The sequence below is a fragment of the Oribacterium sp. KHPX15 genome, assembly GCF_900107835.1.
GTDB lineage: Bacteria > Bacillota > Clostridia > Lachnospirales > Lachnospiraceae > Oribacterium.
In genome coordinates, this window is sequence record NZ_FNRG01000029.1 from 1 (window position 1) to 24,176 (window position 24,176).

At 39.8% G+C, this 24,176-nt stretch carries 19 protein-coding genes, 2 tRNA genes and 1 rRNA gene; 16 read left to right on the forward strand and 6 right to left on the reverse strand.

The features are described from left to right. From BLV86_RS14245 to BLV86_RS14260, 4 genes are all read left to right on the forward strand, one after another. Nucleotides 1-180: ribosomal RNA gene (locus BLV86_RS14245) — 23S ribosomal RNA — on the forward strand; the annotation flags it as partial. 92 nt (nucleotides 181-272) lie between these two features. After that, nucleotides 273-345: transfer RNA gene (locus tag BLV86_RS14250), tRNA-Asn, on the forward strand. Between the two features lie 4 nt (nucleotides 346-349). Further along, nucleotides 350-422 (forward strand) — tRNA-Thr (locus BLV86_RS14255). A 223-nt stretch (nucleotides 423-645) separates the two neighbouring features. Then, entirely contained in the window at nucleotides 646-1,791 is a 1,146-nt protein-coding gene (locus BLV86_RS14260) for a GGDEF domain-containing protein (protein ID WP_175456571.1), read from the forward strand. Between the two features lie 161 nt (nucleotides 1,792-1,952). Here BLV86_RS14260 and BLV86_RS14265 read toward each other — a convergent pair whose 3' ends face one another. Further along, nucleotides 1,953-3,071, reverse strand: a complete 1,119-nt coding sequence (locus BLV86_RS14265; protein ID WP_031554745.1) for an SLC13 family permease — start codon at nucleotides 3,069-3,071, stop codon at nucleotides 1,953-1,955. A gap of 743 nt (nucleotides 3,072-3,814) precedes the next feature. Here BLV86_RS14265 and BLV86_RS14270 point away from each other — a divergent pair. The 11 genes from BLV86_RS14270 (at nucleotide 3,815) to BLV86_RS14320 (ending at nucleotide 16,532) form a co-directional block, all read left to right on the forward strand. Continuing rightward, a complete protein-coding gene (locus BLV86_RS14270) occupies nucleotides 3,815-4,591 on the forward strand; it encodes a hypothetical protein (RefSeq protein ID WP_139297933.1) in 777 nt (258 codons plus the stop codon). 236 nt (nucleotides 4,592-4,827) lie between these two features. Next, nucleotides 4,828-5,814 (forward strand): zinc ribbon domain-containing protein, encoded by a 987-nt coding sequence (locus tag BLV86_RS14275; protein WP_175456572.1) that lies wholly within the window; start codon nucleotides 4,828-4,830, stop codon nucleotides 5,812-5,814. A 47-nt stretch (nucleotides 5,815-5,861) separates the two neighbouring features. Further along, entirely contained in the window at nucleotides 5,862-8,900 is a 3,039-nt protein-coding gene (locus BLV86_RS14280; RefSeq protein ID WP_090818811.1) for an MFS transporter, read from the forward strand. 111 nt (nucleotides 8,901-9,011) lie between these two features. After that, entirely contained in the window at nucleotides 9,012-9,650 is a 639-nt protein-coding gene (locus BLV86_RS14285; protein WP_031554753.1) for a hypothetical protein, read from the forward strand. Between the two features lie 124 nt (nucleotides 9,651-9,774). Then, on the forward strand, nucleotides 9,775-10,899 hold the full coding sequence (locus BLV86_RS14290; RefSeq protein ID WP_049962500.1) for an extracellular solute-binding protein: 1,125 nt from the start codon (nucleotides 9,775-9,777) through the stop codon (nucleotides 10,897-10,899). Next, nucleotides 10,868-12,412 carry an ABC transporter permease gene (locus BLV86_RS14295; protein WP_090818815.1) on the forward strand — a complete coding sequence of 515 codons (1,545 nt, stop codon included), beginning with the start codon at nucleotides 10,868-10,870 and terminating at the stop codon, nucleotides 12,410-12,412. Before BLV86_RS14290 ends, BLV86_RS14295 begins: the two co-directional genes overlap by 32 nt. Before the next feature lie 77 nt (nucleotides 12,413-12,489). Beyond that, nucleotides 12,490-13,113, forward strand: a complete 624-nt coding sequence (locus tag BLV86_RS14300; protein ID WP_044917204.1) for an ATP-binding cassette domain-containing protein — start codon at nucleotides 12,490-12,492, stop codon at nucleotides 13,111-13,113. 58 nt (nucleotides 13,114-13,171) lie between these two features. Then, complete coding sequence (locus BLV86_RS14305) at nucleotides 13,172-14,206, forward strand: ligand-binding sensor domain-containing protein (protein WP_031554759.1); 1,035 nt, start codon at nucleotides 13,172-13,174, stop codon at nucleotides 14,204-14,206. Between the two features lie 35 nt (nucleotides 14,207-14,241). After that, the gene (locus BLV86_RS14310) at nucleotides 14,242-15,504 is read left to right on the forward strand and encodes a hypothetical protein (protein ID WP_031554761.1); all 1,263 of its coding nucleotides are present in this window, start codon (nucleotides 14,242-14,244) and stop codon (nucleotides 15,502-15,504) included. Nucleotides 15,505-15,666: 162 nt separating this feature from the next. Further along, on the forward strand, nucleotides 15,667-15,993 hold the full coding sequence (locus BLV86_RS14315) for a PTS lactose/cellobiose transporter subunit IIA (RefSeq protein WP_031554763.1): 327 nt from the start codon (nucleotides 15,667-15,669) through the stop codon (nucleotides 15,991-15,993). Nucleotides 15,994-16,184: 191 nt separating this feature from the next. Continuing rightward, nucleotides 16,185-16,532 carry an EamA family transporter gene (locus BLV86_RS14320; RefSeq protein WP_090818821.1) on the forward strand — a complete coding sequence of 116 codons (348 nt, stop codon included), beginning with the start codon at nucleotides 16,185-16,187 and terminating at the stop codon, nucleotides 16,530-16,532. Between the two features lie 323 nt (nucleotides 16,533-16,855). Here BLV86_RS14320 and BLV86_RS14325 read toward each other — a convergent pair whose 3' ends face one another. Next, nucleotides 16,856-17,116, reverse strand: a complete 261-nt coding sequence (locus BLV86_RS14325) for a hypothetical protein (protein WP_031554767.1) — start codon at nucleotides 17,114-17,116, stop codon at nucleotides 16,856-16,858. 356 nt (nucleotides 17,117-17,472) lie between these two features. Then, complete coding sequence (locus BLV86_RS14330) at nucleotides 17,473-18,690, reverse strand: RtcB family protein (protein WP_031554769.1); 1,218 nt, start codon at nucleotides 18,688-18,690, stop codon at nucleotides 17,473-17,475. A gap of 214 nt (nucleotides 18,691-18,904) precedes the next feature. Here BLV86_RS14330 and BLV86_RS14335 point away from each other — a divergent pair, with 214 nt between their 5' ends. Then, entirely contained in the window at nucleotides 18,905-19,891 is a 987-nt protein-coding gene (locus BLV86_RS14335) for a WYL domain-containing protein (RefSeq protein WP_090818824.1), read from the forward strand. A gap of 50 nt (nucleotides 19,892-19,941) precedes the next feature. Here the strand turns inward: BLV86_RS14335 and BLV86_RS14340 are convergent, their stop codons facing one another. The 3 genes from BLV86_RS14340 to BLV86_RS14350 all read right to left on the reverse strand — a co-directional run bounded on the left by BLV86_RS14340 (nucleotide 19,942) and on the right by BLV86_RS14350 (nucleotide 24,100). Next, on the reverse strand, nucleotides 19,942-20,793 hold the full coding sequence (locus tag BLV86_RS14340) for a TMEM43 family protein (RefSeq protein ID WP_090818827.1): 852 nt from the start codon (nucleotides 20,791-20,793) through the stop codon (nucleotides 19,942-19,944). A gap of 98 nt (nucleotides 20,794-20,891) precedes the next feature. Continuing rightward, nucleotides 20,892-21,659, reverse strand: a complete 768-nt coding sequence (locus BLV86_RS14345; protein WP_175456573.1) for a PrsW family glutamic-type intramembrane protease — start codon at nucleotides 21,657-21,659, stop codon at nucleotides 20,892-20,894. A 413-nt stretch (nucleotides 21,660-22,072) separates the two neighbouring features. Next, the gene (locus tag BLV86_RS14350; protein ID WP_175456574.1) at nucleotides 22,073-24,100 is read right to left on the reverse strand and encodes a glycoside hydrolase family 3 protein; all 2,028 of its coding nucleotides are present in this window, start codon (nucleotides 24,098-24,100) and stop codon (nucleotides 22,073-22,075) included. Nucleotides 24,101-24,176 lie beyond the last annotated feature (76 nt).

Consider the following 24,176-nt stretch of genomic DNA (forward strand, 5'->3'; position numbering starts at 1 on the left):
GGGTAGGCATGTCGGGACTGGATAAACGCTGAAGGCATCTAAGCGTGAAGCCACCCTCAAGATGAGATATCCCATCGTTAAGAGTAAGACCCCTTGAAGACTACGAGGTAGATAGGGCTAAGCTGTAAGTGCTGTAAAGCATTCAGGTGATAGTTACTAATAGGTCGAGGGCTTGTCCAAAAAGGCTGGAAAGGTTAGAGGTTTAGATGGATTACTGAGAATGATTCATAAATGGTATGCTGTTTTGAAGGTACGATACTTCATATAAATATTCCTTCATAGCTCAGTCGGTAGAGCACGCGGCTGTTAACCGCGGTGTCGTTGGTTCAAGTCCAACTGGAGGAGTTATGCCGGTATAGCTCAGTTGGTAGAGCAACTGATTTGTAATCAGTAGGTCTTCGGTTCGAGTCCGAATCCCGGCTTTTGAAACAGGGTATATGCCCTGTTTTTTTAGTATGACGGACATGCCGTCAATCTGTGGTGAAAGTCTACAATATCACTTTTGTTTATCGTAATTATATAAAAATATAATTTGTCGATAATAATTTTAGGTAAATGTAAGAAATGGATTATTTTATAATCCGGCTTTTTATTTTCTTTAGCCTCCCTTATCGATATGTCTTCAGTTTGTGTTTATTTGAATGTATGGATATTAAAAATATTCAAGAAGTTTATATCGTAGATCTTCTGGGTGTAATGCTCATGATAGGTGTATTAGCCAGCAGATACCATGGCAGTAGTAGAAATCGCTGCAATCGGTATCTATTTTGGCTGTCTGTTGTCATTACAATATCCTGCATTACTGATACTATAGTTAATTCTTTAGGTGTATATGAAATTACTGCCTATAGGTTTGTCGCCTACATAGGGTATTTCTGGCTGTATTTTTCGATGATGATCATTGGACCTTTATGGGTGCTGATAATCGAACAGCATATAAATCAAAATCCATCTAAATTATTGAAATCTCTGATTAATTATATATCGCTGATAGGTGTTGCTGGACTTGTGATAAATCTATTCATCCCTGTTATCTTTATTATTGATTCATCATGTAAGTACTATAGGGGACAATATTTCTGGCTATATATAGGTTATGCCCTGTTTTTCTTTTTTATCGGAATTTTGGTTTATGTCAGAGGAATTAGGCATTCAGGATTTAAGACATTTTTCCCTGTATTTCAATTCTTTTTCCCAATTATTATTTCTCTTGTTTTGCAATTGTTATTTACCGAAATATCTATTATATGGTCCGGGTGTGCTGTAAGTGTTGTTTTAATGTTTATTAATTTACAAAATGAAAATATTTGTATAGATAAACTTACCGGATTATATAACAGATATTATTTGGATCGTTTCAGTCATTGTTTTGAAAAGCTGGGAAGCTTTTGCTTTATGATGATGGATATCAATGGGTTTAAACATATTAATGATAAATATGGCCATTCTGAAGGGGATAATGCCTTGCTAATGGTGGCTGATGCAGTACGTACATGCGTAGGTTCCAGCGGAAGTGTCATACGTTATTCCGGTGATGAATTCATCATTTTATTGAATACTTCAGAATCAGTTGTTGCAGACAAATGTATCGAAGGCATTAATAAAAATCTTGAAAATGCAAACAAGTTTAGCAAGCATCCTTACGATGTATCTGTTTCTATCGGTTATGATTTTTTTGACATGAAACAGATAGAACTGGATAAACTGTTAGAAGTTATAGAAGGAAAAATGCACGAAGAAAAAAGGAAATATTATATGGCGCATGATCGTAGAAAAAATCGAGTTGAATAATAAATATAGATTATTTTGAATTCTATTAAACCGCTCTAATCCGGTATCAATTCTAAGAACTGATACCGGATTAGAGCGGTTCTTTTGATAAAAAGACTATATACGGATTATACTTAGTTATTCAAGGTTAGCGTGGCTTCCATGATTGGAAATCGTTGGTTTTAACGAAATACGAAGATTACAGCAATCATTACCAGTAAAAATACTAAATTATATACAGTGAAAACGGTGATGTATTTTTTCGTATCTGCATTTTCTGTTTTTACATATTGCTTAAACGAGATAAGGCTTGCCATTGAGGCAATGAGTGTTCCAAGTCCGCCGACATTGGTTCCAATGATAAGCTTCGATATGTCAGATGTAAAACCGGAACATAATATTGCTGCCGGAACGTTGCTGATGAACTGACTTAAAATGATAGAAGTGCTGATTTCGTGTGAGTTCACAATGGTATGAAGCATATCATTCAAGGCAGGTATCCTCTTAATGTTTCCTATAAATATAAACAGAAAAACGAAAGTCAGGATCAGAGAATAGTCCGGCTTAAAAATTATTTCGCGGTCAAATATAAGAACAGAAGCTAAAATAATCAAGAGGCCTGCCTGATAAGGAATAACATGAGCAACCACAAGTATAGACAATAAAAAGGAAACAGAATACATGAGTATAAGGTTCCTGTCATGTGTGGTTCTGGAATATGTTGTTTTTTCTGTCAGGGCAATGTTCTTTTTATCGATACAGAAAATGCAAAAAATAAAGAGTACGATGGCGGCTGCTATGCTGTAGGGAAGCATTAGCATGATAAATTCGCCTATGACCATATTTGATAATGAATATAAATACAGATTTTGCGGATTCCCAAGGGGCGTGAGCATGCTTCCCAGGTTTGCGGCTATGGTTTCAAGCACGATGGTATTGATAAACAGATCTTCTCTGTTGGCAATCGATAATGTGATAATTGAAAATGGCACAAATGTCAGCAAAGCCACGTCATTTGTAATGAACATGCTGGAAATAAAGCAGAGTGCCACAAAGATGATGATCACTCCTCTCGAAGAGCTCATCTTGTTTACAAGGAATTCACCTATTTGTTTGAATACATTCTGTTTCTGGAAACCTGCCATGGTTATCATCAGGGATAGAAGGATAACCAGGGTTCTGTAATCAATATAACTAAAGTAAAGGCTGTCGGGACAGACAAAAAAACATGAAACTGCAGCCAGCATCATTGATATAACAAGTACTATTTCTTTCTTAATAAAAATCTTTAATTTGTCCATAGAATTTATCCTCATTCAAGACCACAGATTTTAGCGGTATATTTCTGAAATACAGATACCAGTTTTATTAGGCATCTGTTAACGCTGTTTTTTTATATATTATCTGACATTGAAATCAATTTATTCGGATTATTTTGAATCGAACATTTTTCAAACAATTGGCATATAAAAAAGCTTTGTATAGTATTGCACAGTATAATCGATTAATCTACAAGAGGTTTTTGAATTAACAGGTTTTCCGTGACACAAAAGATGGGATACTGATTAAAAATGACAATTATAAAGATGGATTTAAACAATATAAAATAAAAATAAATTCTGTAAAAATACAATTGACGGAAAATATTTCGCATGTTATTATTCTTTTACAAGAAGATTTGAGATACTCATAATTGTTCAATAGTTGGAAATATGAATTGAGTTTAGATTTTTGAGTGTTGATTTGATTTCGGGGTATCGTATCTTCTTTGTACATAAAATATATAGAATGTGAGGTTATTTATGAGAAGACCACACGAAAGGATAAGGCCTTAGCATCTGAAGCGCATAGATGCTAGGGCCTTTGACTTTTTGGTATACGGTTTTATGTGCTGTTTTTATGAAATGGTGGCGAAATGGTAATCAGTGTGAACTAAAAAGGTTTTCAGGATATAAATACCTGATTCTTTTAAATCATATTTATAAAACCTCTTGTTTTAATCGATATTAATGTTGTAAACATTGTTGTTTTTTCAGGTTTTAACATGAGATTTTTGACTTTCCAACCCTATGACTGGCTCGAAACAACTGTCGATAAGGCGATAAACAGGTATCTGGGATTTGATGCGGTTTATTGTGTTAATGCTGACTATATGGATGTTGCATTTATTAATGCATTTCTTATAACTCCATCTATACCTGAAATCGCCATTTATTTTGAAACGGAAGATTTTTATATGATCGACAAGGTGGAGCAGGAGAAGTCTGTCATATTTACGGAAAAATGTGATTTGGGTGTTGCATCGTCTGAAAGCTACAAGGAGATAGCAGGGGAATGGAACATTAGTCTGAAAAAGTATATCAATACATATTATCCGTATAAATTTGAATATCTTGTAGATAAAAGACGTATCCGGGAAAAGGTTATAATCGATATATGTGACAGAGTGTCTAAGTCATTTGGAGACAGTGATCAAAGTAAAAAGAATGATTTGGACGATAGCATTATGGATTTTCAGATGAACTCATGGGAATTCAAGAAGAATAATCCAGAAAAATTCAAAAAAATTAATGATGTAGTTCTTCTCAGAGGAGCCACAGCGCATAAATATCTGAACAGCTATCGATATAATGAATTGTTTTTTGAAGATTATAAGAAGCATTTCAAAATAAGAAAAAAAGATACCGTAATCTCAGGAAAAGGAATAATTGACAATAAAAAGGATGTGTATGAGCTTCAATGCAATTATTACAATAATCCAAGTGATCAGACACTGAATCGATTTTGTAGTTTCCTAAAAGAAATTATTCATACAACTTAAGATGTTTTAAACTGTTGCAGGCACACATTTGAAACTGATGATGCAGAATCAAATGTGTGCCTTTTAATTGTGAAAATTATTTTTATATATTATAATATTATAGAATTATTTATTATTAAAGTAAGGTTTATTCCGTATATTACGGCAATAATCAGCCATATTTCAGGTGCAGGTATAATTTTCAAAAAGCGGGTAATATGTTTTTTAGAAGACTAACAATAAACGGAGCGGGGAATATGAAACATTATAAAAATCTTATGAGTGCTTTGGGAGATGCAATGCCGGTATGTCTCGCGTGGAGACTGGCAGGAACAGACGACAATTTTTTTAATGCGAGGGATTTGTTTGCATTTGCATTGTCTGACGAAGAAGAGGAAGGAAGCCTGAAAGAAGGGCAGTTCTATGTTGTTTCGACAGAAGGTGCCATCGGAATATCCTCAGGATATGAGTATTTTGTCAGATGGTTGTTTATCCCTCTTGAAGGGAATACATATGATAAGGAAGTGGTGCGTCTTAAGCAGGAATTAGAAAATGATATGCAGCCACAGACGCCATCTGAGAGTGTTCAGCCGACACAGGGCATGGGACAGCCAAATATTCCTCCACAGGGTATACCGTATCCAAATATGCCGGCACAGGACATGGGACAGACAAACATACCACCGCAGAGTATGCCATATTCAAATATGCAGTCACAGGATATGAGACAGACAAACGTACCTCCGCAGGGTATGTCATATCCAAATATGCAGTCACAGGATATGAGACAGACAAACGTACCTCCGCAGGGTATGTCATATCCAAATATGCAGGCGCAGGATATGGGACAGACAAACGTACCGCCACAGGGTATGTCGTATCCAAATATGCAGGCGCAGGGCATGGGACAGACAAACGTACCACTGCAGGGAATGGCACATCCAAATATGCAGGCGCAAGGCATGGGACAGACAAATGTACTTCCACAGGGCATGCCGTATCCGAATATTCAGACGCAGAGCATGGGACAGACAAATGTACCTCCACAGGGTATGCCGTATTCTAATATGCAGGCGCAGGGCATGGGAAAGCCAAACGTACCGCCGCAGGGAATTCCTCAGCCCGGAGAGCAGCCTCGTATCATGCCTAAGAACGATCAGCGGCTGTTCTGTCCACAGTGCGGATACCAGCTGGGTCCGAATTCGCGGTTCTGTCCCGGATGCGGGGCTTCCGTACCCAGGTAACTATACGCGGTATCTATCGTAATATGTTCAAACCGGAGGGAATATAGATGTTTCAGAACCAAAACAAGAATTCCGGTCCCGGATACCAGGGTGGACAAAATATTGATCCCAGGCATCAAAACGGACAAAACAATAATATAAATTCCGGGAATCAGAACTGGCAAAACAGTAATATTGGCTACGGATATCAAGGCAGTCAAAACAACAATAATCCGGGATATCAGAACGGACAGTACAATAGCAATCCCGGTAACCGGCAAGCCAATAATGGTGTTGCCGGAAATCAAAATATACAAAGTAGTATTAATGATCTGAGATTCCAGGAACCTACATTTCGGCAATATTGTGCAGATCCGAAAGCCCCCAGATCATATATGGCTTTGATTAAGGCAGAGATAAAGCAAAGGATAACGGGATTTTTCAAGAATCTGCCCGCAATGCTGGTGATGATGTTGGTCGTTACAATAGCGACCACTATTTTCAATGTTTATTTCTGGTCTGTGATTAATGATACCATGTGGGCTGGAAGAGGCCCATGGGGAAGACTTTCTTTTATTCCATACCTTATCGGAGGAGGAGTATATTCAGGCTCAGCTTATAAGGGAGTAACTCCTTTTGAAACTGCCGGCCTTTCACTGACCGGCAATCTTGTAGCTCCACTGACCTTCGCGCTTGGCCTATTGTTTCCCAGACTGCTCATGAGAAGAAAACAGGGTGGTTCCAAAGCCATATCCGAAGATTTCTCAAGTGCCATACCCATGAGGGATCATTATGAGAAGGCATTGGGCGTGCAGCCGAATCCGACTGCAAATAAAACAAATTCAGGCCCGGGGACAGGAATGCCCAAAAATCAGGGAATGTCTTACAATCAAGGTATGCCTAATAATGGGATGCCATATAATCAGGGAATGCAAAACAACCAGGGCATACCCAACAATCAAGCCATGTCTGATGGACAGAGGATGGCAGAAAATGCAAAAGAGTTAGCCACCACCAACGGTTATATAGATCTCTCAAATCTTTCCAATAATATTTATATGCGTTTAGGACTGTGCTGCGCTGTGATTTTCGGATTCATAATCAGAAATCCTTTTGCTGTACCTGTGTTTGCTGTACTTTTATATTTTTCTTTTGGACAGGGAGGTCAAAGCGATATCGGATATCTGTTTTTCCGCTTGCGTTCAGCAGACGGCAGACTTCACAATGGCAGTAAAACTAAAGTACCTTTGTTTTCCGAAGGCATGCTGATCATGTATTATATGGCCGTAGGTTTGTTTATGTACTCGGCTATTAATGTCATACTATGGTTTCTGTTTAATTATAATTTTTATTTCCGTTTTCTTGTAAGTGCCGGTCTTGTTGCGGCGATCTTTGTTCTGGGAGGCGGAGGCAGCAAGCAGGCCATGAATATGATTCCGATGATGATCGTAGTGGCTTTTGGGGCAATGCTTTTTAACTGCATTACTGCATTCGCGGATGATAACGGATGGTCCGAATCGGGAAGGACATTAAGTGGCCTCATGCATAATAACGGATTCCCAAAGTCCCTCGGAAGTTCCTTTTTACCACCGTTCTTCTGGGATTTGGCTATCCTGTTTGGGTGGCCGATCATTCCACCAATGCCGCCTGGAATAATAGATTATATACCACCGGAGCCGGTTCCGCCTGCACCGTCTCAGAATCCATATGATTTCCCTGAAAGGCCGAAGGAATGGAGCCTTAATGATGAAGGCGATGTAAGCTTCGTAAATCCTATAACGGGAAAGCGAGAGAAGTATGGTCTCGTAGGTTATGATGAAAATGGTAACCCAAGGTATATAGGTGAGAATGGTAATTATTATGACCTTGAAGATCTGCTTATAAGCTATGATAATGCTACCTCCAATACACAGTATTACCAGGATGCCAACAAAGGCCTTCAGGAATGGCTTGAAAGACAGCGTATAGAGAATTCCAAGCTTTCCAGAGATGGCATGCAGTACCTTGAGGATAAATGGAAATGGGAAGCTCAGCAGGCAAAGGAAGAAAGAGAAGCTGAGCAACTCTTCAAGATGTGGCAGAAATACGGTGGCGAGCTTGATAATAAGGAATCCATCATGAAGGCCATGGAGAAGGCCATAGGAGAAGCTTGGAAGGATGCGGAAAAATATAAAGCCGATGGTGAATACTGGGACAAGATGACAAAAATCGCGGAAGTAACCGAGAAGGTTGCTGACTATAGTCTGACCGGACTTTCCTATGTTACCGGTAATACTAAAATCAAGGATATATACGACATAACAAAGAAGTATGCTTCCAATATGAGTCAGGCATATGCTGACGGCAAGGGCGCCGAAGGGATGGGGAAGGCTTTCCTTTCGACCTCTGCAGAAATGTGTATTGACAAAGCAGCAGGAGTTATGGGCGGAGATGGCTGGCATTGGAGTGCTAAGCTTACCGGAAAAGTAGGCGGCGAAGTATCAAAACAGGTTTGTAAGAATCTTGAGCAGGGAAAGAAATGGAACGACGGTCTGGAGAAGGCAGCGTTTAACGGAACTGTTGATTATGTGACAGATAAGATGGATAAGATTACAGGTGGAGCATCCGGTGAGGCTGCCAAGAAGGTCTGGTCCAACCTTGAAGAAGGAAAGGATTGGAGTGACGGAGTTGGTTCTGCGGCCTTTAACGGAGGCGTCAAGGGTGGAATTGATCATCTGGCTGATAAGGTCAAAGATATGCAGAAAGAAAACCGTATGGAAACCTTTAAGAATGATACTGCCAATATGGCAAGAGCCGAACAGAACGGAATGTCTAAGAAAGGTCTTGAGTCCCTGGAGAAATTAAGAAATGATACATGGGTTGAGAATAAGAAGGCAGAAGAAGCATTTGGACTTGTCACTGATGCTATAAAAAATGAATCTAAGGATATTTATGACAAGGTTACCGGAGAGATGGGCAAGTACGAACGCGATCTTACCAAGGAACACAATGAAAAAATGCTGAAGGATCTTGCCAACAGAAAGGCGGAGAATGCAAGGCTTGCTGAAGAAAGAAAGATCCAGGAATACAGAGATGCCATCAGAAGCAATGCACAGCAGCCACTTTAAAAGTATCCAGGAGTTTGTATCAGGTTTTCTATGAAAACCTGATATGCAGCGTCAGCCGAAGAAGAAGTAGAATTTCAACCGGGTGACGTTCCCAAAAAAGAGAGGACGGTTATGGAAGGATATAAATCATTCAGGGAAGCTGTAGAGAGCGTTAGCTCCGTGGCAGGTCCCTGGCAGGATATCTCCACGGGAGCATGGCTAAGCATTGACGACCTTCGTGAAATGGGAAGGGTGTATGATGAAACTACTGAACCAAGCGGGTGGCTCTATTTTGTGACCTTTGAAGAATCCGGTGAGATCTGTCTTGCAAACACCTGCACAAAAGAAATTAATTTTCTCTTTGTGCCGGAGGGAAGCAAGTATCTTGAACTTATCGGGGCACAGGAAAAACGAATTTACGAGATACGGCAGGCACTGGTACCGGTAGCATATCAGATGGTAATGGACAAGCTGGAAGAGATGCACGATGATCCTGAGAAATTTGTTGCTGCATTTGAAAGGGATTCGGAAATGCTTGCTGAAGATATTATTTATCGTGCAGGGCATTTCATGAAACCGGGGTCGAACCCTGTCAACGGAGCAGAAATCAGGGATGAAGATGCAGCAAAAGTATATAGGATGCTTAGAACCCCTGGGCTTGCAATGAAAACAGCGGCAACAAGAAACGAAATTAGGAATTCTTCGGAGCCGTTGATCGAAACGAATACTCAAACGGTTTTGGAACGTTTGGACTATTGCGGAATGAATTAACATTAGCCCCGGTCTGTTTGCAAAGAGAAACTAAAAAACATTATCAATAGAAAAGTTGGACAGATAGGTTTGTAAATGCCGTATATCAAGGCTAAAAAAACAATATATTGGGGAGGAAGGAAAAATGAAAATAATCGGAATCAGAGGAATGTTTGCGGCAGGACTGGTTGCTGTATTGCTGACAGGATGTGCGGGCAATACAACAAAAACTGAGACTGAAGGAGTAAAAACCGAAGCGGCAAAAGCCGGGACAGAAGCTCCAAAGCCTGAAACAGAAGCTCCAAAGCCCGAAACAGAACCTCCAAAGGGTTCAGGCGAAGTGAATATCTACACCGCCGTGGATCAGGTGCATTCAGAAAAAATCTTCAAGGAATTTGAAGAAGCCACCGGAATAAAGGTGAACCCTGTATATGATCTTGAAGCAAATAAAACCACGGGACTAACAAACAAGATACTCATGGAAATGGAGCATCCGGTGTGTGATGTATTCTGGAACAATGAATTTGCCCAGACCATAGAACTCGAGAAACAGGGAGCATTGGCACCGTATGTTTCGCCTGTAGCTTCTGATATTCCTGATGCCTATAAAGATAAGGACGGGTACTGGACGGCCTTTGGCGGAAGAGCCAGAACCTTGCTTGTGAACACGGATCTTCTCGAAGAAAAGGATTATCCGGCATCAATATTTGACCTTACAAATGGGAAATATGAGGGAGATCAGATAGCTATAGCATACCCCATGTTCGGTACCACTCGTACTCAGGCGGCTGCCATTTATGCAGCTATCGGTGCAGAAAAGGGCAAGGAATTCTTTCAGAAGCTTAAGGACAGCGGAGTACAGGTAGTGGACGGAAATTCCGTAACCAAGGACATGGCTGCTGCCGGTCAGGTTAAGATAGGTTATACCGACACTGATGATGCCAAGGAAGCTTTGGAAGATGGTGCTCCCGTTGAAATGTGTTTCACCGATCAGGAGGAGGGAGGCCTCGGCAACCTGATCACCCCCAATACCGTAGCCATGATAAAGGGCGCTCCCAATGAAGATAATGCAAAGATATTCATTGATTACATTATCTCTCTGGACATGGAGAAGGAGCTTATCGATATGGGATTCTTTGATCTGTCCATAAGACCGGATGCACCGGTCGAAGGCCTGAAAGTCAAAGGTATGAATGTAAACCTTGTGGAAGTATATGATATGCTGGAGACAGCAAGCAATGACATGCAGGAAATATTTTCAGTACAGTAAAATCACAACAGTATGCCTTGTGTATATGCTGCTTACTTTTCTTCCCGTAATCTGCTTTATGATTTCGGGAAGACTTGAGGGAGAAGTCTCTCTAAACGCTCGCAGGGCAGGATTGATGGTCAATTCTTTCGTGATAGCATTTTTCACTGTGGCGATCTGCCTTATGATTTCGGTTTTTGCGTCACTGTGGATTTATACGGAATTTAGCAGGCGGTCGCTGCTGCGCTGGTTTTTTCTCACACTGGCGCCGGTACCGCCATATATTTATGCACTTTCGTACATGAATTTTCTCAGGTTCATGGGAAGATACTTCCCGGAGGTTTTGAGATACAGAATGGCAGGAATATTTCCCTGTGTTGTGGTGGAGACCTTCGTATACCTGCCTTTTGCCTGTGCAGCGGCACTTATCGCTCTTGATCAGGTTAATGAAAAGGAATGGTCCGCAGCTTTGTTATTTGACAATGCAGACAAAGTCTTTTTCAAAGTGATATTCCCAAAACAGCTCCCCTGGCTTCTGGCCATCGGTGCTATCATATTTGTTTTATCCATCACAGATTATTCAATACCGTCACTGTTTCAGGTTAATGTTTATTCCATGGAGATATTCAGCGATTACTCGGCGGCGGGACAGAGTGTACATTCTTTGTATCTTTCTTTTCCACTAATGCTTACATCTGCTGTTGTAATCATATTTTCACTTCTGCCTTTGAAGAATATTTCCTATACCATGAAGGCTGAGACAGGGATAAAACCTGCTTATTCAAAGTGGCTGAAGGCGGCAGGAGTGACTGCTGTTTTACTGACATTACTTCAGATCATTCTTCCGATTATTTCATTTATTCCTTCTATGCAGAATTTGGGCGATGATCTGATTTCGGCATCTTCAGAGCTATGGAATTCCTGTATTTCCGGGCTGATTGCTGTGCTTATCCTGACTGTGCCCTCGGCGGCAATGGCATTGCTGCTCTCAAAAGATGATATGAGCTTTAAAACCATTGTCTGGGTGATTGCCGTGCTTCCCTTGTGTATTCCGGGGGTTTTGACTGGCATAGGAGTTTTGAAACTCTTCAGTTCAACGTCTTTATATGTTTTAAGGAACGGAGCATTATTTCCCGGCTTAGGCCTGGCCATACGTTATATGCCATTTGCTGTGCTCATACAATACGGCTGTTATTTAAGGATAGACCGTGACAGGATTCGTGCAGCGAAGCTTCTGCAAAACCATAGGGGCAGTGCATTCCTGAGGGTACAGCTTCCGCTAATGGTGCCGGGACTTATCATTGCAGGCATAACAGTTTTTTTGCTTGCCCTTGGGGATGTGGGGACCTCCCTTGTGCTAATGATGCCAGGAAGGGAACCTATGTCTGTTAAGATATATAACTATCTTCACTATGGTTCCTCAGAGAAGGTGACGGCTTTCTGCATGATGCAGATGGTGGTGAGCCTGGTGATGATGGGAACTGTATGTTCACTTTCAAAGTGGTTTCAAAGAAGAAATATTTCCAATGGGTAATGAGGGTACAGTGGTTAGAATCAGTTTAGTGATTTTTATCTGTGCCTCCTATCGTTTATGAGGGAATGGAGACCAATATGTTCGAGATAAAAGGTATAATAAAAGAATACCCATCAGTAAGGGCTTTGGATAATGTTTCCCTTAGTATAGATGATGGTGAGCTTATATCCATACAGGGAGAGAGTGGCTGCGGTAAATCAACGCTTCTTCAGATTATCGCCGGTATCATAATGGCTGATTCAGGAACCATCACAAAGAATAACGAACCGCTTTCCTGTATTCCTCACAAAAGAGGAGTATCTATGGTGTTCCAGGACAGTTTGTTATTCAATAATATGACGGTAAGTGAAAATATCCTTTTCGGATGTCCTCACAAAGACAGGGAACACAGGGATAAGACTGTCAGGGAACTTGCGGATGCTTACGGAATTGGTGATTTACTTAAGCGCTACCCATATCAGATATCCGGAGGACAGGCCCGCAGGGCTGCTCTTGCAAGAGCCCTTGCCTGTGAGAGAGAGCTTTTGCTGTTGGATGAGCCTTTCTCGAATCTTGACAAAGACTTGAAGGAAAACATTATCAAACGCACCAGGGAGCTCTGTGAGGGAAAATGTTCAGCCATTTTGGTGACACACAGTGAAGCAGAAGCATTGGCGTTTTGTGACAGACACCTATATATGGAAGAGGGCCACATACTGTGAAAACTGCATGTAAGTACTACTTGCGCCGCAGTACTAAGGTGTAGGACTGGAGATAAGTATGAATAAAAAGAGCATATTGATACTTGTAATAATATTCGGACTGCTCATAATTTCAGGTATCGCCTATCAGATCTTAACGAGAAAACCGGTGACGCAAAAGGATGAAGCATTAACGGTACTTATGGCAGGTACGGAAATCTCAGCACTGTTTGACGACGGGGATGAGGTATGGGCAGGTACGGGAGAAGGTGTATTCATTATCAATCGAGATACCGGTGAAACGATAAAAAAGCTGGATCCGGATATACATATGATCTTTTCCGCCATGATTACAAAGACAGAGGACGGTCTCATCTGGGTAGGACATGAGGACGGTTTAAGTGCATTTGACATGGAGTATAATGAGGTATATAGATTCAGTTCCCCTGAAATCCCCCAAGGCCGCGTAAATACACTTCTGGCAGATGAAGACGGTCTCTGGGCAGGAAGTCAGAACGGAGCCGCGCATTTAAGTCTAAGGGAAGGATCCTGGGTTGTGGACGAAATACTGACAACAGAGTCAGGACTCTCAGAAGATGTGGTTCAGGTCATAAAGAAAGTTGGTGATGAACTGTGGTTTGGTTCCTATCTTGCAAGGGAAAAGGGAGGCATAAGCATTTTTTCGGATGCAGGATGGACTTACCTGAATGTTGACGACGGTATTCCCCATAGCTACATAAATGCGATACTTCCGCTTTCAGACACCAAAGTTCTCATTGGCAGCGGTCAGATGATATACGGAGGTTTAAGTATTGCCGAAAAAACAGATGAAAAATGGACTATAACCGCTAACCTGGATCAGAATGACGGGATTCCGGGGATGAAGGTCAGGGACTTGTTCATGGATTCCGCCGGACGGCTCTTTATCACCACAGAAGCGGAAGGAATCATCATTCTTAAGAATCCTGAAGAGCTTAATACTACTCCACTTGAAGGACAGATTCTGAGCCAGGAAAACGGACTTTCAGATAATGAGGTCAAATGCATCATCGAATGTGACAGCTGTTATTTCTTTGGATGCAAATACGGACTGACAAGGTGGGATAAGATTTAAATTTACATATAATCCAGTTGGAAGGATAAAGAGATATGAACAAAAGAGTAATCTTATTCATTACGATGATTTTTTCTGTGATCATTTTATCAGGATTCTCAAGCTGTCATGGACCGCAGTATGAAGAATCTGAAAAAACAGAGATGGAGGAAAAGGGCAGTGCGGTAATGCAGGCCTGGCTGGATGAATACATTCCCGGGTCAAAAGTGCTTTCAGCGGAGGCTTACGTTGAGAGGTATCCCAGTGGTCCCTATTATCTTTCGGATATTGTTGACGGAAGCTTTAATGACGGGGAAATGGACCGGAAGTATGAGGTTAAGATTGAAAACGGGGAAGTATTTCTCGAAGGAGATATGAATTTTCTTACCGAGAGGGTAAAGCCCTATATTCTTGAAGCTCTTAAGCTTTCCGGGAAAAGTCCTGAGTGCAGTTTCAGAGGGTTTAATGTTTCCATGCAGCAGGAGGCAACGCTCTTTCGCAAAGGAAAGGCACATGATGAAAAGTCTGTGGATGTTGAAATGCTTCCGGGAGAACTCGTAATTGCACTGACCGAAGCAGATCCCGAAGGAATGAGGGAATTTCTGAACCGAAATGAAGACGATATCATAAACTGGAATCAGGAGGCATGCGTCCTTATAGATGAATTTGTAAAGAAGTCGGATAAGAGACCTGTGATATGCGTGAAAGGAGACATTACCATTCCCGAAGATTGCGATCTTCAAAAATATAATATGGCTTTTTTTGACAGTCTTAACAAAACGGAAGGACTGTATTTTCGATATGTTTCACTCTGTCAGCATCCCGGAACATTGAAAGAAGATATATTTGCTCCGGATAGCATGGGGCCTTACTACATTGAAGTTACATGCAACGGAAGAAATACCGAATACGAAAGATATGTAAGAAAGCCCTTTGAGGATTTCTTTATAGAATATAAGGAAGAATATTATCGGGAAGAAAGCCGCAACGGCACTATTACTGTTAAAGAGCAGTATAAAAATGATGTGGGACGTCTCAGCATGAACAAGACTGAGAATGGCTATGGATTCAGCTTCAAGGATGATGACTGGTTCATTTTCACGATATTAACTGACGGAAGTTCAAAACTTAATGAACACGAATATACCGATCGCTTCGATCAGGCTGCAAATCTTGGTTCAGGTTCCTATGGGGGCAACCGTTATATTGATCATGAACTTCATTGGAAAAAGAGAGACGATGGAGCTTTGATACTTGCTAATGATGACGGTACTGCAGCGTGGCTGGATAATGCAGATGAACTTATAATAAGGGATTGATAAATACTTGCAATTCTCTCGAAGAAGAATCAATAGAAATGACTATTGAACGACTGTAGGAAAAATAAAAGATATCTTCGTATTTTTTTAGTAATAAAATTATGAAAATGAATCGATAGAATAGTAGTGTAAACCGTATAGATGAACTATGAGGAGAAGTGTATGGATATTAATAATTTCAATGAAGACGATTATAGTGAGATGCTCATGGGAATGATCGTAAATGGCGGAGAGGCCAGAGATAATGCTCTGAAGGCAATTCAGGCTGCAAAAAAAGGGAATTTTGAAGAAGCTGATGAATTACTTAAAAATTGTGACGAAACTCTTCTTGAGGCACATCAGATTCAGACCGCTATGATTCAATCGGAAATAAATGGTGAGTATATTCCTATGATGTCTATGATGGTACATGCTCAGGATATTCTGATGGACGCCATGGCTATAAAAGATATGGCAGTTGAATTTGTAGAGCTGTATAAAAGGTTATAGTGAAATTTTGATAGTTCCAGAAAATACACAGACATTAAGGTATGGTAGATGTGCTTTTCTTACGTTTTTCTCTCAGTACTGACATATAATTTCATGTTTAAATAGCATTGCAATATGGGAAAAGGTCTCTGATCAATAATCGATTGATTAGGGCCCTTTTTTTATGAAAAAATCCGGACCGGAACAAGATTATGGTATTTGTTATTCAGCTGTTTTCCGCAGGTATGGTCATGATTCCATACATAGTAGTAAAAGGAGGATTCTACGGAGTAAGACTCGACCTGACTACAATCATACTGCTTTTTATCGTAGGACTTGTTCATACAGGAATTGCATATGTTCTCTATTTCGGAAGCATGGATGGATTGAGAGCGCAGTCGGTTGCCATCCTTAGTTACATCGATCCGGTTTCTGCATTGTTGTTTTCAGCTTTCCTTTTGAAGGAACCGCTAAATATCGTAGGAATCATAGGTGCAATAATGATTATTGGGTCCGCTGTCATTAGTGAGATGCAGATTGGGCTTCCAAATGGAAAGTAAGTGCATCCAACCTCATAAGTGTGACGGTATTGCACAGGGTCACGATGGAATAAATTATTCTCTTGCACATCGTGAAGCTTCGGTAACAATTAAATATTGCCGAAACATCCGGGCCCACCGGAATTTTCCTATTATCTCTTCGTTAAACAAGGGTTTTGCGAAATAATTGTATTATGCAGTTACCTTTATGCAGTTACCTTTGCAAAACTGATAATACCCCGAAATTAAGCATTTACCTTTTCAAGTGACGCTGCATACTGTGTGCATTTTAATTGAAAAACTAAATTCTTATCCTCCTGTATGAGTCAAAATTTTATTGAAATTCAGCTGTTAACTCTCCTTAACCGTGTATGTCTGATATTGCGCTTAACTTCATTTTGGAATATTACATTATATCTTGAATCCAAAATGTTGTTTTCATTTGGATAGACATCCCTTATCTTTCCGATCATTGCTCCACCATCCAAATACACTACTCTTTCACCGATCTTGAAGAGAATTGATTCTGTTATCATCTCTTCAGCACCGCCAGTTACCTTTGCCATCATTTCATCATTAAGCTCTATATTCTTATTATCTGACATTTTGGTTTCCTCCTTGTTATTCTTAGAATCTTCCGTTGATTCTTCATTCCGTTTCTTGATGATTCGACTCTATCATGTCCATATTTCCTTTACAATATTTCCTGTTTATTCGGTTGATTTTCATGTCTATTCGGTCAGAGTTGAGCGTTTGAACGGTAGTTTTAGGGAATTTACGGAGTATTTGATGGATACCAACTATTGACATCTGAAACAGCTACGTTTTTACTACATACTCTTTTCTGAATCTGATAAATATCAAATTTGATAGTCACTGTCTCTTCAAAAATCGTAAATCGACTCAACTGTTTATACAAAAAATATCCAGGCCACACCTTATAGATATGACCTGGATATTCTTAATTTGCTGCCTTGAAATTATAAATCGGCTTCATTACCTCTATCACATCCACTGACTCCTTTATCACATTAATGATGTCATCAAGTGATTTATAAGCCATAGGAGCCTCGTCAATGGTAGCCTCACACACTGAAGTTGTATAAACATCCTTCATGGACTCTCTGTACTCATCCATTGAAAGATTGTACTTAGCCTTGCTTCTGGACATTATCCTTCCGGCGCCATGCGGTGCCGAATAATTCCACTCGGGATTTCCTTTTCCTATGGCAAGAACAGAACCATCCCTCATATTAATTGGGATAAGAACTTTCTCCCCCTTATGTGCGGCAATTGCTCCTTTTCTTAAAATCATCTCATCAGTATTTATATAGTTATGGATTGTATGGAATGCCTCACCGTATGATAGTCCTGTCTTCTCTAAAAGTATCTCCGCCATCTTCTCACGGTTCCTCTTTGCAAAACGCTGACATATCTCTACATCATGTAGATAATCATCTAGATATCTGCCTGTAAGATAACAAAGATCCTCCGGCATTGTCATTGGACCTTCATTATATTTCTTATCATAGAGCTCTTTTAGCGCCGCCTGTATCTCTTTGCGTCTCCCCTGCTCCTTGTAAGTTCTTATGATTTCCTCTCTTGCCTCAAGATACTCTCCGATCCCTTTGTCGAGATCCACAGCAAGTGTCTGATATATCTCAGCCACCTGCTTGCCGAGATTCCTTGATCCGGAATGGATGACAAGATAATTTGTACCGTCTGTTGCCCTGTCGATCTCTATAAAATGGTTTCCTCCGCCAAGAGTCCCAAGGGATCTCTCAAGACGCCTTGAATTCTTGAGTTCCCTGTAGCATCTTAGTTCCGTAAGATCAAACCTCTCGATTCTTCCTTCCCAGACGTCCATTCCGGAAGGTATTGAAAAAGCAGCCATATCAAACTTCTCAAGGTCGATATCCTTTTTCCCGAGGTTAACGGTGTACATCCCGCACCCAATGTCTACCCCGACCACATTTGGTACTGCTTTGTCTTTTATTGTCATTGTGGTACCGATAGTACATCCTTTACCTGAATGTACGTCAGGCATAATCCTGATTTTTGAGCCTTCGGTCATTGGAAAATCACACATTCTTTTTATCTGCTCTATTGCCTCGTCTTCTACAACCTTCGCATAGCAGAGCGCTGTATTGACTTTTCCTTTTATCTCTATTGCTTTCATATCTGTTCCTTTCACATAAAGCCGGAACTATTTATCCCGGCCTTATGAAGATTATTGCTGTATGTGTCTTTCTGTTGTGTTTTAATCTTAACCCAATACTAAGGTGATAAATAGATGCAGATTGAAAGAGCTTTACAACCCCAATTATATATATATTTATAGGATTATTTGTTATAATACCACTAGATTACAACCCCAAATAAGAGAGGTCATCATGACTGAAAAATATAAGATCTATCTTTCTGAAGATACCAGGACAAGACTCATAAATGATGCGGAGCTGTTTGAATTTACAAAAAAAGATGGTTCAGTAAACCTTAATGCCTTTATTAAAACTCTGATAGTGAACTATTTTGATCAGTACCGGCACGACAGTGAACATCTTCTCTTAAACATCACAAATGACCTTAAGAGTATGACATCAATGACGGGCAAAGATGCAGAGCTTTTGGCTGAAAAGATCATAAGTACCTATGTGAAACCCGATGACAGGCACAGCACAAAAAACATTGCCCTAAGTCTTACAGTCAGCGGATCTTCCTATGGAATTATCAGGATCATAGAGAATAACCTGCTGAAGGATACCTCCCTTTCCCAGTATCTGAAGGACATGTTCAAGTCATACCTGTCGATTCCAAGGAGCGAAAGAGAGGCTATCATCTTTAAAGACACCTATGATGATATAAAAAGAGCGCTTAAAGAACACCGGATAATGTCATTCACCAATACTACCTCTGGAGAAGAACAGTCTTACTTTGTTGAGCCCTATGTTATAGCTCCATCAAAAGAAGAACAGTGTAACTACCTTCTATGTAATGATAAGGCTATCCAAAAGCCAAGGACCTTCAGGATTTCAAGATTAAGGAGTGTTTTTGTGACAAAAGACACATTCAGTATTGATGACGGGATCTTAAAGGAACTTAGAGAGAAGGCCATCCGGAGCCCTCATTCAGTATCACCTGATGTGCATGCAGTTGTAAGACTGACGGAATTCGGCATTAAAAAGTTCAAGGTCGTGACCAAGAACAGACCTATCGTTTCAAAGACAGAAGGCGACCTGTATCATTTCGACTGGCCTGAACTGCAGCTCGAGGAATACTTCAAGCGTTTTGGCCGGGATGCTCTGGTGCTGGAGCCGGAGACATTAAAAGAACGGATCAGAAAATACTATTACTACGGGTTAAGGGAATACAGTAAATAAGACTCAGAAACTTGCTTAATTCTTTTTCTTTCTTGTCCATTGTAATCAAGTTAACTCTTAACAATAAGGAATACACCGGACAATAATAAAGCTATACTCACAATCAAACCAAATCCGATACCAAATACAGAAGTTTTCTTATGTTCTTTCATAAGTTCTTCTTTACTGTGAATATTCTCAAAGCATGATATAGAATCAATGGTATCGGATTTTTCAAGCCGATTACCTGCCTGCTTGCCAATAAGAGCAATTGAATCAATGTTATCAACTACGGTTCCGCGGTAGCTTATCCTTATGGCACCTACCTGTTCGGTATAATCATTCCACAATAGGTCAGAAGCTTTTTTTCCATCACAGTTTTTAAAATACCTAGAATCAGTATCTGTTATATAGAGAATATCATTATATTCTTCGGCACGAAGACCCTGAATTTCATCAAAAAGAGCCTGAAGATCCTCATTATTGTAATCAGCTCTTTGAAGTTGTTTTGAATTTCCTCCAAGACTGATCAACAAACTGCTGTCAACCTCGTACTCAAGACCGTTTATGTTTCCGAAGAAAACCTCATCAGTTAATGCTTCTTCATTATTAAAACTATATAAACGTTCCCATTTGATCTGATCCACACCGTCATATTTCAGCTCTTCAACTTCACGATGAATCACCGGATATTTAAATCTCAAACCAAGTTCATAATCTTCAGCATTATCAATTAAATCAGTTGATACCAGCAATATGATATCTTTTCCTTCATTAGCAGGATCCACCTTGCCGTCGGTTATGAACGGAGCTTCTTCCAGTTGATTTACAGTCGCAGGATTGGCAAAAACAGCTTTTGTAGCTGCAAACGTGAAGAATCCGCCTACGAGTATTAACACCACACCAATTAATTTTTTTATCATGTTTTATACCACCGTTATTGTCATAATGCGAAAACTCTGAAAACAAAAAGGGTTTAAATATAGCTTACAGTCTCATTTAAATATATTGTATTTATAATCTATTCCGGCAACAGAATCATGCTGCAAAAATCACCTGTCTTTTTTTTGCATCTTATCAGCATATATATGATCCACACTGGCAATCCTATATACCCTACCAGAACCAATATAATCCCGGAAACAAAACTGTCCGGATTTACAATAAGCTTGTTTAAAGCTGTGAAGGCATCGTAAATCGTATGTATAATTATCGGTGCAAATAAAGCGATAATATAATAGCTGACCGAAGATTCTTTTTTTAAAACCTTCCTATACCTTGCAATTCCGATAAACTCGCCCATCAACATATTAAAAGCCATATGGGCAGGAACTGATACCTTTCTAAGGAGCATATATATAATCTCCATCCAAGTATCATCACCTGAGTATGCCATTTCTTCCATTATCGTAAATCCAAATCCAACAGCTGCTCCTAAAAGTATATATTCATAAACGTTTTTCAGTCTTGGTTTAAAGATTGTGGCAAACAAGATGATTGCAATAAACTTGATAACTTCTTCCGGCATGCCGGCGGCCATAAAGGCACTTACAAGCGATCCCATTAATGAAGGCATCTGATCAACTGCAGTCCTCAATGCAGTATTTGCAAAAAAGAGCTTAACTCCTATAAAACCTGAGATTTCCATCGTGGCCATACCTAAGGCAATCGGTACAAGGGCCTGTATCCAGCCAATAGGCTCAGGGATTTCTCTTTTAACCATCCTGTAATATAGTATTCCGCATACAAAAACCGTAATGATTAAAGATAAAGCTGTAGAAAGAGTCATGCATGTCCTCCTAAAATAAACGGTTGATAATGATACTTTCTCTTCGTATCCTTTAATATTTTGGTTAATCCCGGATCTTTTCGAAAGCAATCCGTGGATAATCGTCTTCTTCGACATAGATCGTCCCACATCTTGTGAAGCCAAGCTTCTTTAGAAGATTCTGCATTACAACATTATCTCCATGTGTATCTATCCTAAGATGCCCGCATTTTTCAAATGCCCAGTTAAGTGTTTCCTTACTGATTAAGAAAATTATGTCTCTCTGCTATACCTCCCGCAGCAGATACCATGTCAAGTTCATCATCCGACAGAATCCTTATGGAGTCAGAGGTTTCACCTGCATTGCCAAAGAGGTCATGATTTGCATGGTCTACATACGTTCCCCATTCAATTTTTCATTTCAAACTTAAGTTCTATTCGGTTAATAACCCACTGCCTCTTTCATACAGATAATTTGAGCCAAAACCATATGTGCCATCTTCCAACTCAGTAAGTTCAGGTACATTTACCGGAAGTTTACCCTTTGGTTTATTGTAACCGAAAATAGTTTCGATAGCGGCGATGATGTTTGCATTAATGGCACCTTTACTAACTCCGTCAGAAGTTTTATCTGTAGGATCTATATTTAGTCCCGAACCCATATACGAAAGAACTATACCATCGGCATCACTATAGACCGCTGCATCATAAGGAAGATTTTCACTCAGAAGGATAAATTTACCTCCATTATCATGAACGTCCTTCAGTGCAGAATGAAGCGCTATGTATTGTGGATTCTCCTTGTCATAAAAAGCGCTGCCTGATGCATATGAAAATGCAATAACTATATCAGCACTTGATATTTCATTTTTCATATCATCTGTATAATTAAGTTTTACATCTGCAGAAGAATCATAATAATACTCAACACTTATATTACTATCTTCAGAAATAAGACCTTCTTTCTTCATTTCATCAATAGCATAATTAATTGTGCATGAATCGTTCTTTTGGCTTCCAAGGAAAACAATATCCTTTTTATCTTGTGCTAAAGGAATAAGATCTTCATCATTCTTCAACAAAGTTATTGCTTTTCTGGCAATTTCCATCTCATCCTCATGATGTGCTTTAGAGCCTACCTCTTCAATATGATTTTCAGAATTGGTTTTGCCTTCACTCTCATCTATGCTTCCGCCGTCAATATCAAAAATATGATATTTATTTTTCATTACCAATATACGTCTTACACTCTCATCAATTCTCTTTGAGCTGATTTCTCCGGACTTAACCAATTCAGATATTCCATTTATATAGTCATCATAATAGGCAGCAGCATCTTCATTATTAAGGTCTGTCGGTATCAAAAGAATGTCTACACCGGCATTAATGACTTCTCTGGCTACATTGATACCGTATTCCACAGTACCTTCCTCGCCTTTTACAAGTCCCGCAGTTCTTATTGCTTTCATTTCCAATGCATCTGTAACAACTACTCCATTAAAGCCCAGATCGTCACGCAAAATGTCAGTGATCATCTTCCTGGACATAGTGGCCGGATAATATCCTTTTGTAACTCCATCGCCAAATGTTACTTCATCATCAATCAATGGATAGGTAATATGTGCAGTCATTATCATATCCGCACCATTATTTATTGCTTCTTTAAAAGGAACCAATTCAACTTCTTTTATTTCGTCATATGTCTTTTCAACTGAAGGAGTCCCTATATGACTGTCAGTCTCAGTATCACCATGCCCGGGATAATGTTTATATGTCGCAATTATATTTTTTTCCTTCAATCCATCTGCAAATGACTTACCGAGTTTTGCAACTACCTCCGGATCATCTGAAAATGATCTTGTTCCAATGACAGGATTAGAAGGATTATTGTTTACATCGATATCCGGTGCATAATCTGTATTAAAACCTAGCGCTGCTAATTCTTCTCCTATTATCTCTCCTGTTTTTAAGGCATTGCCTTCGGCATCCGTTGTTGCGCCTATTGCCATATTTCCTGTCATTCTGGTTCCGGATGTGAGTCTTACGACAATCCCGCCCTCTTCATCCAAAGGCATAATATAAGGGATATGAACCGAAACGTTGTCGGACTGTTTATTATTATCCTGAAGATTCTTCACAAGATTATATACCTGTTCATTATCTATGATATTAGAACCAAAAAGAATGACACCACAATACTGATGCTTTTGCAAAGCGTCTCTTAGTTCCGGATTGTCATCTATATCTGTGATGTTTTCACCATCCCAGGTTCGTATGGCCGGTATAATCATCTGAGAAATTTTTTCATCCATTGTCATGTTTGAAATAATTCCATCCATTTCAGAACCTTCTTTTTTTGAATCTTCTTTTTTTGAACATCCACTTAAACATAGAGCACTTATCAAACTGCCCGTTATGATTATTCGTGATAATATCTTACGATTAATATGATTCTTTTTCATTCCCATTCCTCCACCAACGCCTACCGTTTATTCTGAAATTACATTTATTTTCTTTTTTATGCATCTTCAGAATCAA

Coding starts and splice junctions, on each gene's coding strand:
- BLV86_RS14270 (WP_139297933.1), top strand. CDS start 3,815: ATGAGATTTTTGACTTTCCAACCCTATGACTGGCTCGAAACAACTGTC.
- BLV86_RS14335 (WP_090818824.1), top strand. CDS start 18,905: ATGACTGAAAAATATAAGATCTATCTTTCTGAAGATACCAGGACAAGA.
- BLV86_RS14330 (WP_031554769.1), bottom strand. CDS start 18,690: ATGAAAGCAATAGAGATAAAAGGAAAAGTCAATACAGCGCTCTGCTAT.
- BLV86_RS14300 (WP_044917204.1), top strand. CDS start 12,490: ATGTTCGAGATAAAAGGTATAATAAAAGAATACCCATCAGTAAGGGCT.
- BLV86_RS14315 (WP_031554763.1), top strand. CDS start 15,667: ATGGATATTAATAATTTCAATGAAGACGATTATAGTGAGATGCTCATG.
- BLV86_RS14350 (WP_175456574.1), bottom strand. CDS start 24,100: ATGAAAAAGAATCATATTAATCGTAAGATATTATCACGAATAATCATA.
- BLV86_RS14305 (WP_031554759.1), top strand. CDS start 13,172: ATGAATAAAAAGAGCATATTGATACTTGTAATAATATTCGGACTGCTC.
- BLV86_RS14320 (WP_090818821.1), top strand. CDS start 16,185: ATGGTATTTGTTATTCAGCTGTTTTCCGCAGGTATGGTCATGATTCCA.
- BLV86_RS14345 (WP_175456573.1), bottom strand. CDS start 21,659: ATGACTCTTTCTACAGCTTTATCTTTAATCATTACGGTTTTTGTATGC.
- BLV86_RS14325 (WP_031554767.1), bottom strand. CDS start 17,116: ATGTCAGATAATAAGAATATAGAGCTTAATGATGAAATGATGGCAAAG.
- BLV86_RS14295 (WP_090818815.1), top strand. CDS start 10,868: ATGACATGCAGGAAATATTTTCAGTACAGTAAAATCACAACAGTATGC.
- BLV86_RS14275 (WP_175456572.1), top strand. CDS start 4,828: ATGAAACATTATAAAAATCTTATGAGTGCTTTGGGAGATGCAATGCCG.
- BLV86_RS14340 (WP_090818827.1), bottom strand. CDS start 20,793: ATGATAAAAAAATTAATTGGTGTGGTGTTAATACTCGTAGGCGGATTC.
- BLV86_RS14290 (WP_049962500.1), top strand. CDS start 9,775: ATGAAAATAATCGGAATCAGAGGAATGTTTGCGGCAGGACTGGTTGCT.
- BLV86_RS14310 (WP_031554761.1), top strand. CDS start 14,242: ATGAACAAAAGAGTAATCTTATTCATTACGATGATTTTTTCTGTGATC.
- BLV86_RS14260 (WP_175456571.1), top strand. CDS start 646: ATGGATATTAAAAATATTCAAGAAGTTTATATCGTAGATCTTCTGGGT.
- BLV86_RS14285 (WP_031554753.1), top strand. CDS start 9,012: ATGGAAGGATATAAATCATTCAGGGAAGCTGTAGAGAGCGTTAGCTCC.
- BLV86_RS14265 (WP_031554745.1), bottom strand. CDS start 3,071: ATGGACAAATTAAAGATTTTTATTAAGAAAGAAATAGTACTTGTTATA.
- BLV86_RS14280 (WP_090818811.1), top strand. CDS start 5,862: ATGTTTCAGAACCAAAACAAGAATTCCGGTCCCGGATACCAGGGTGGA.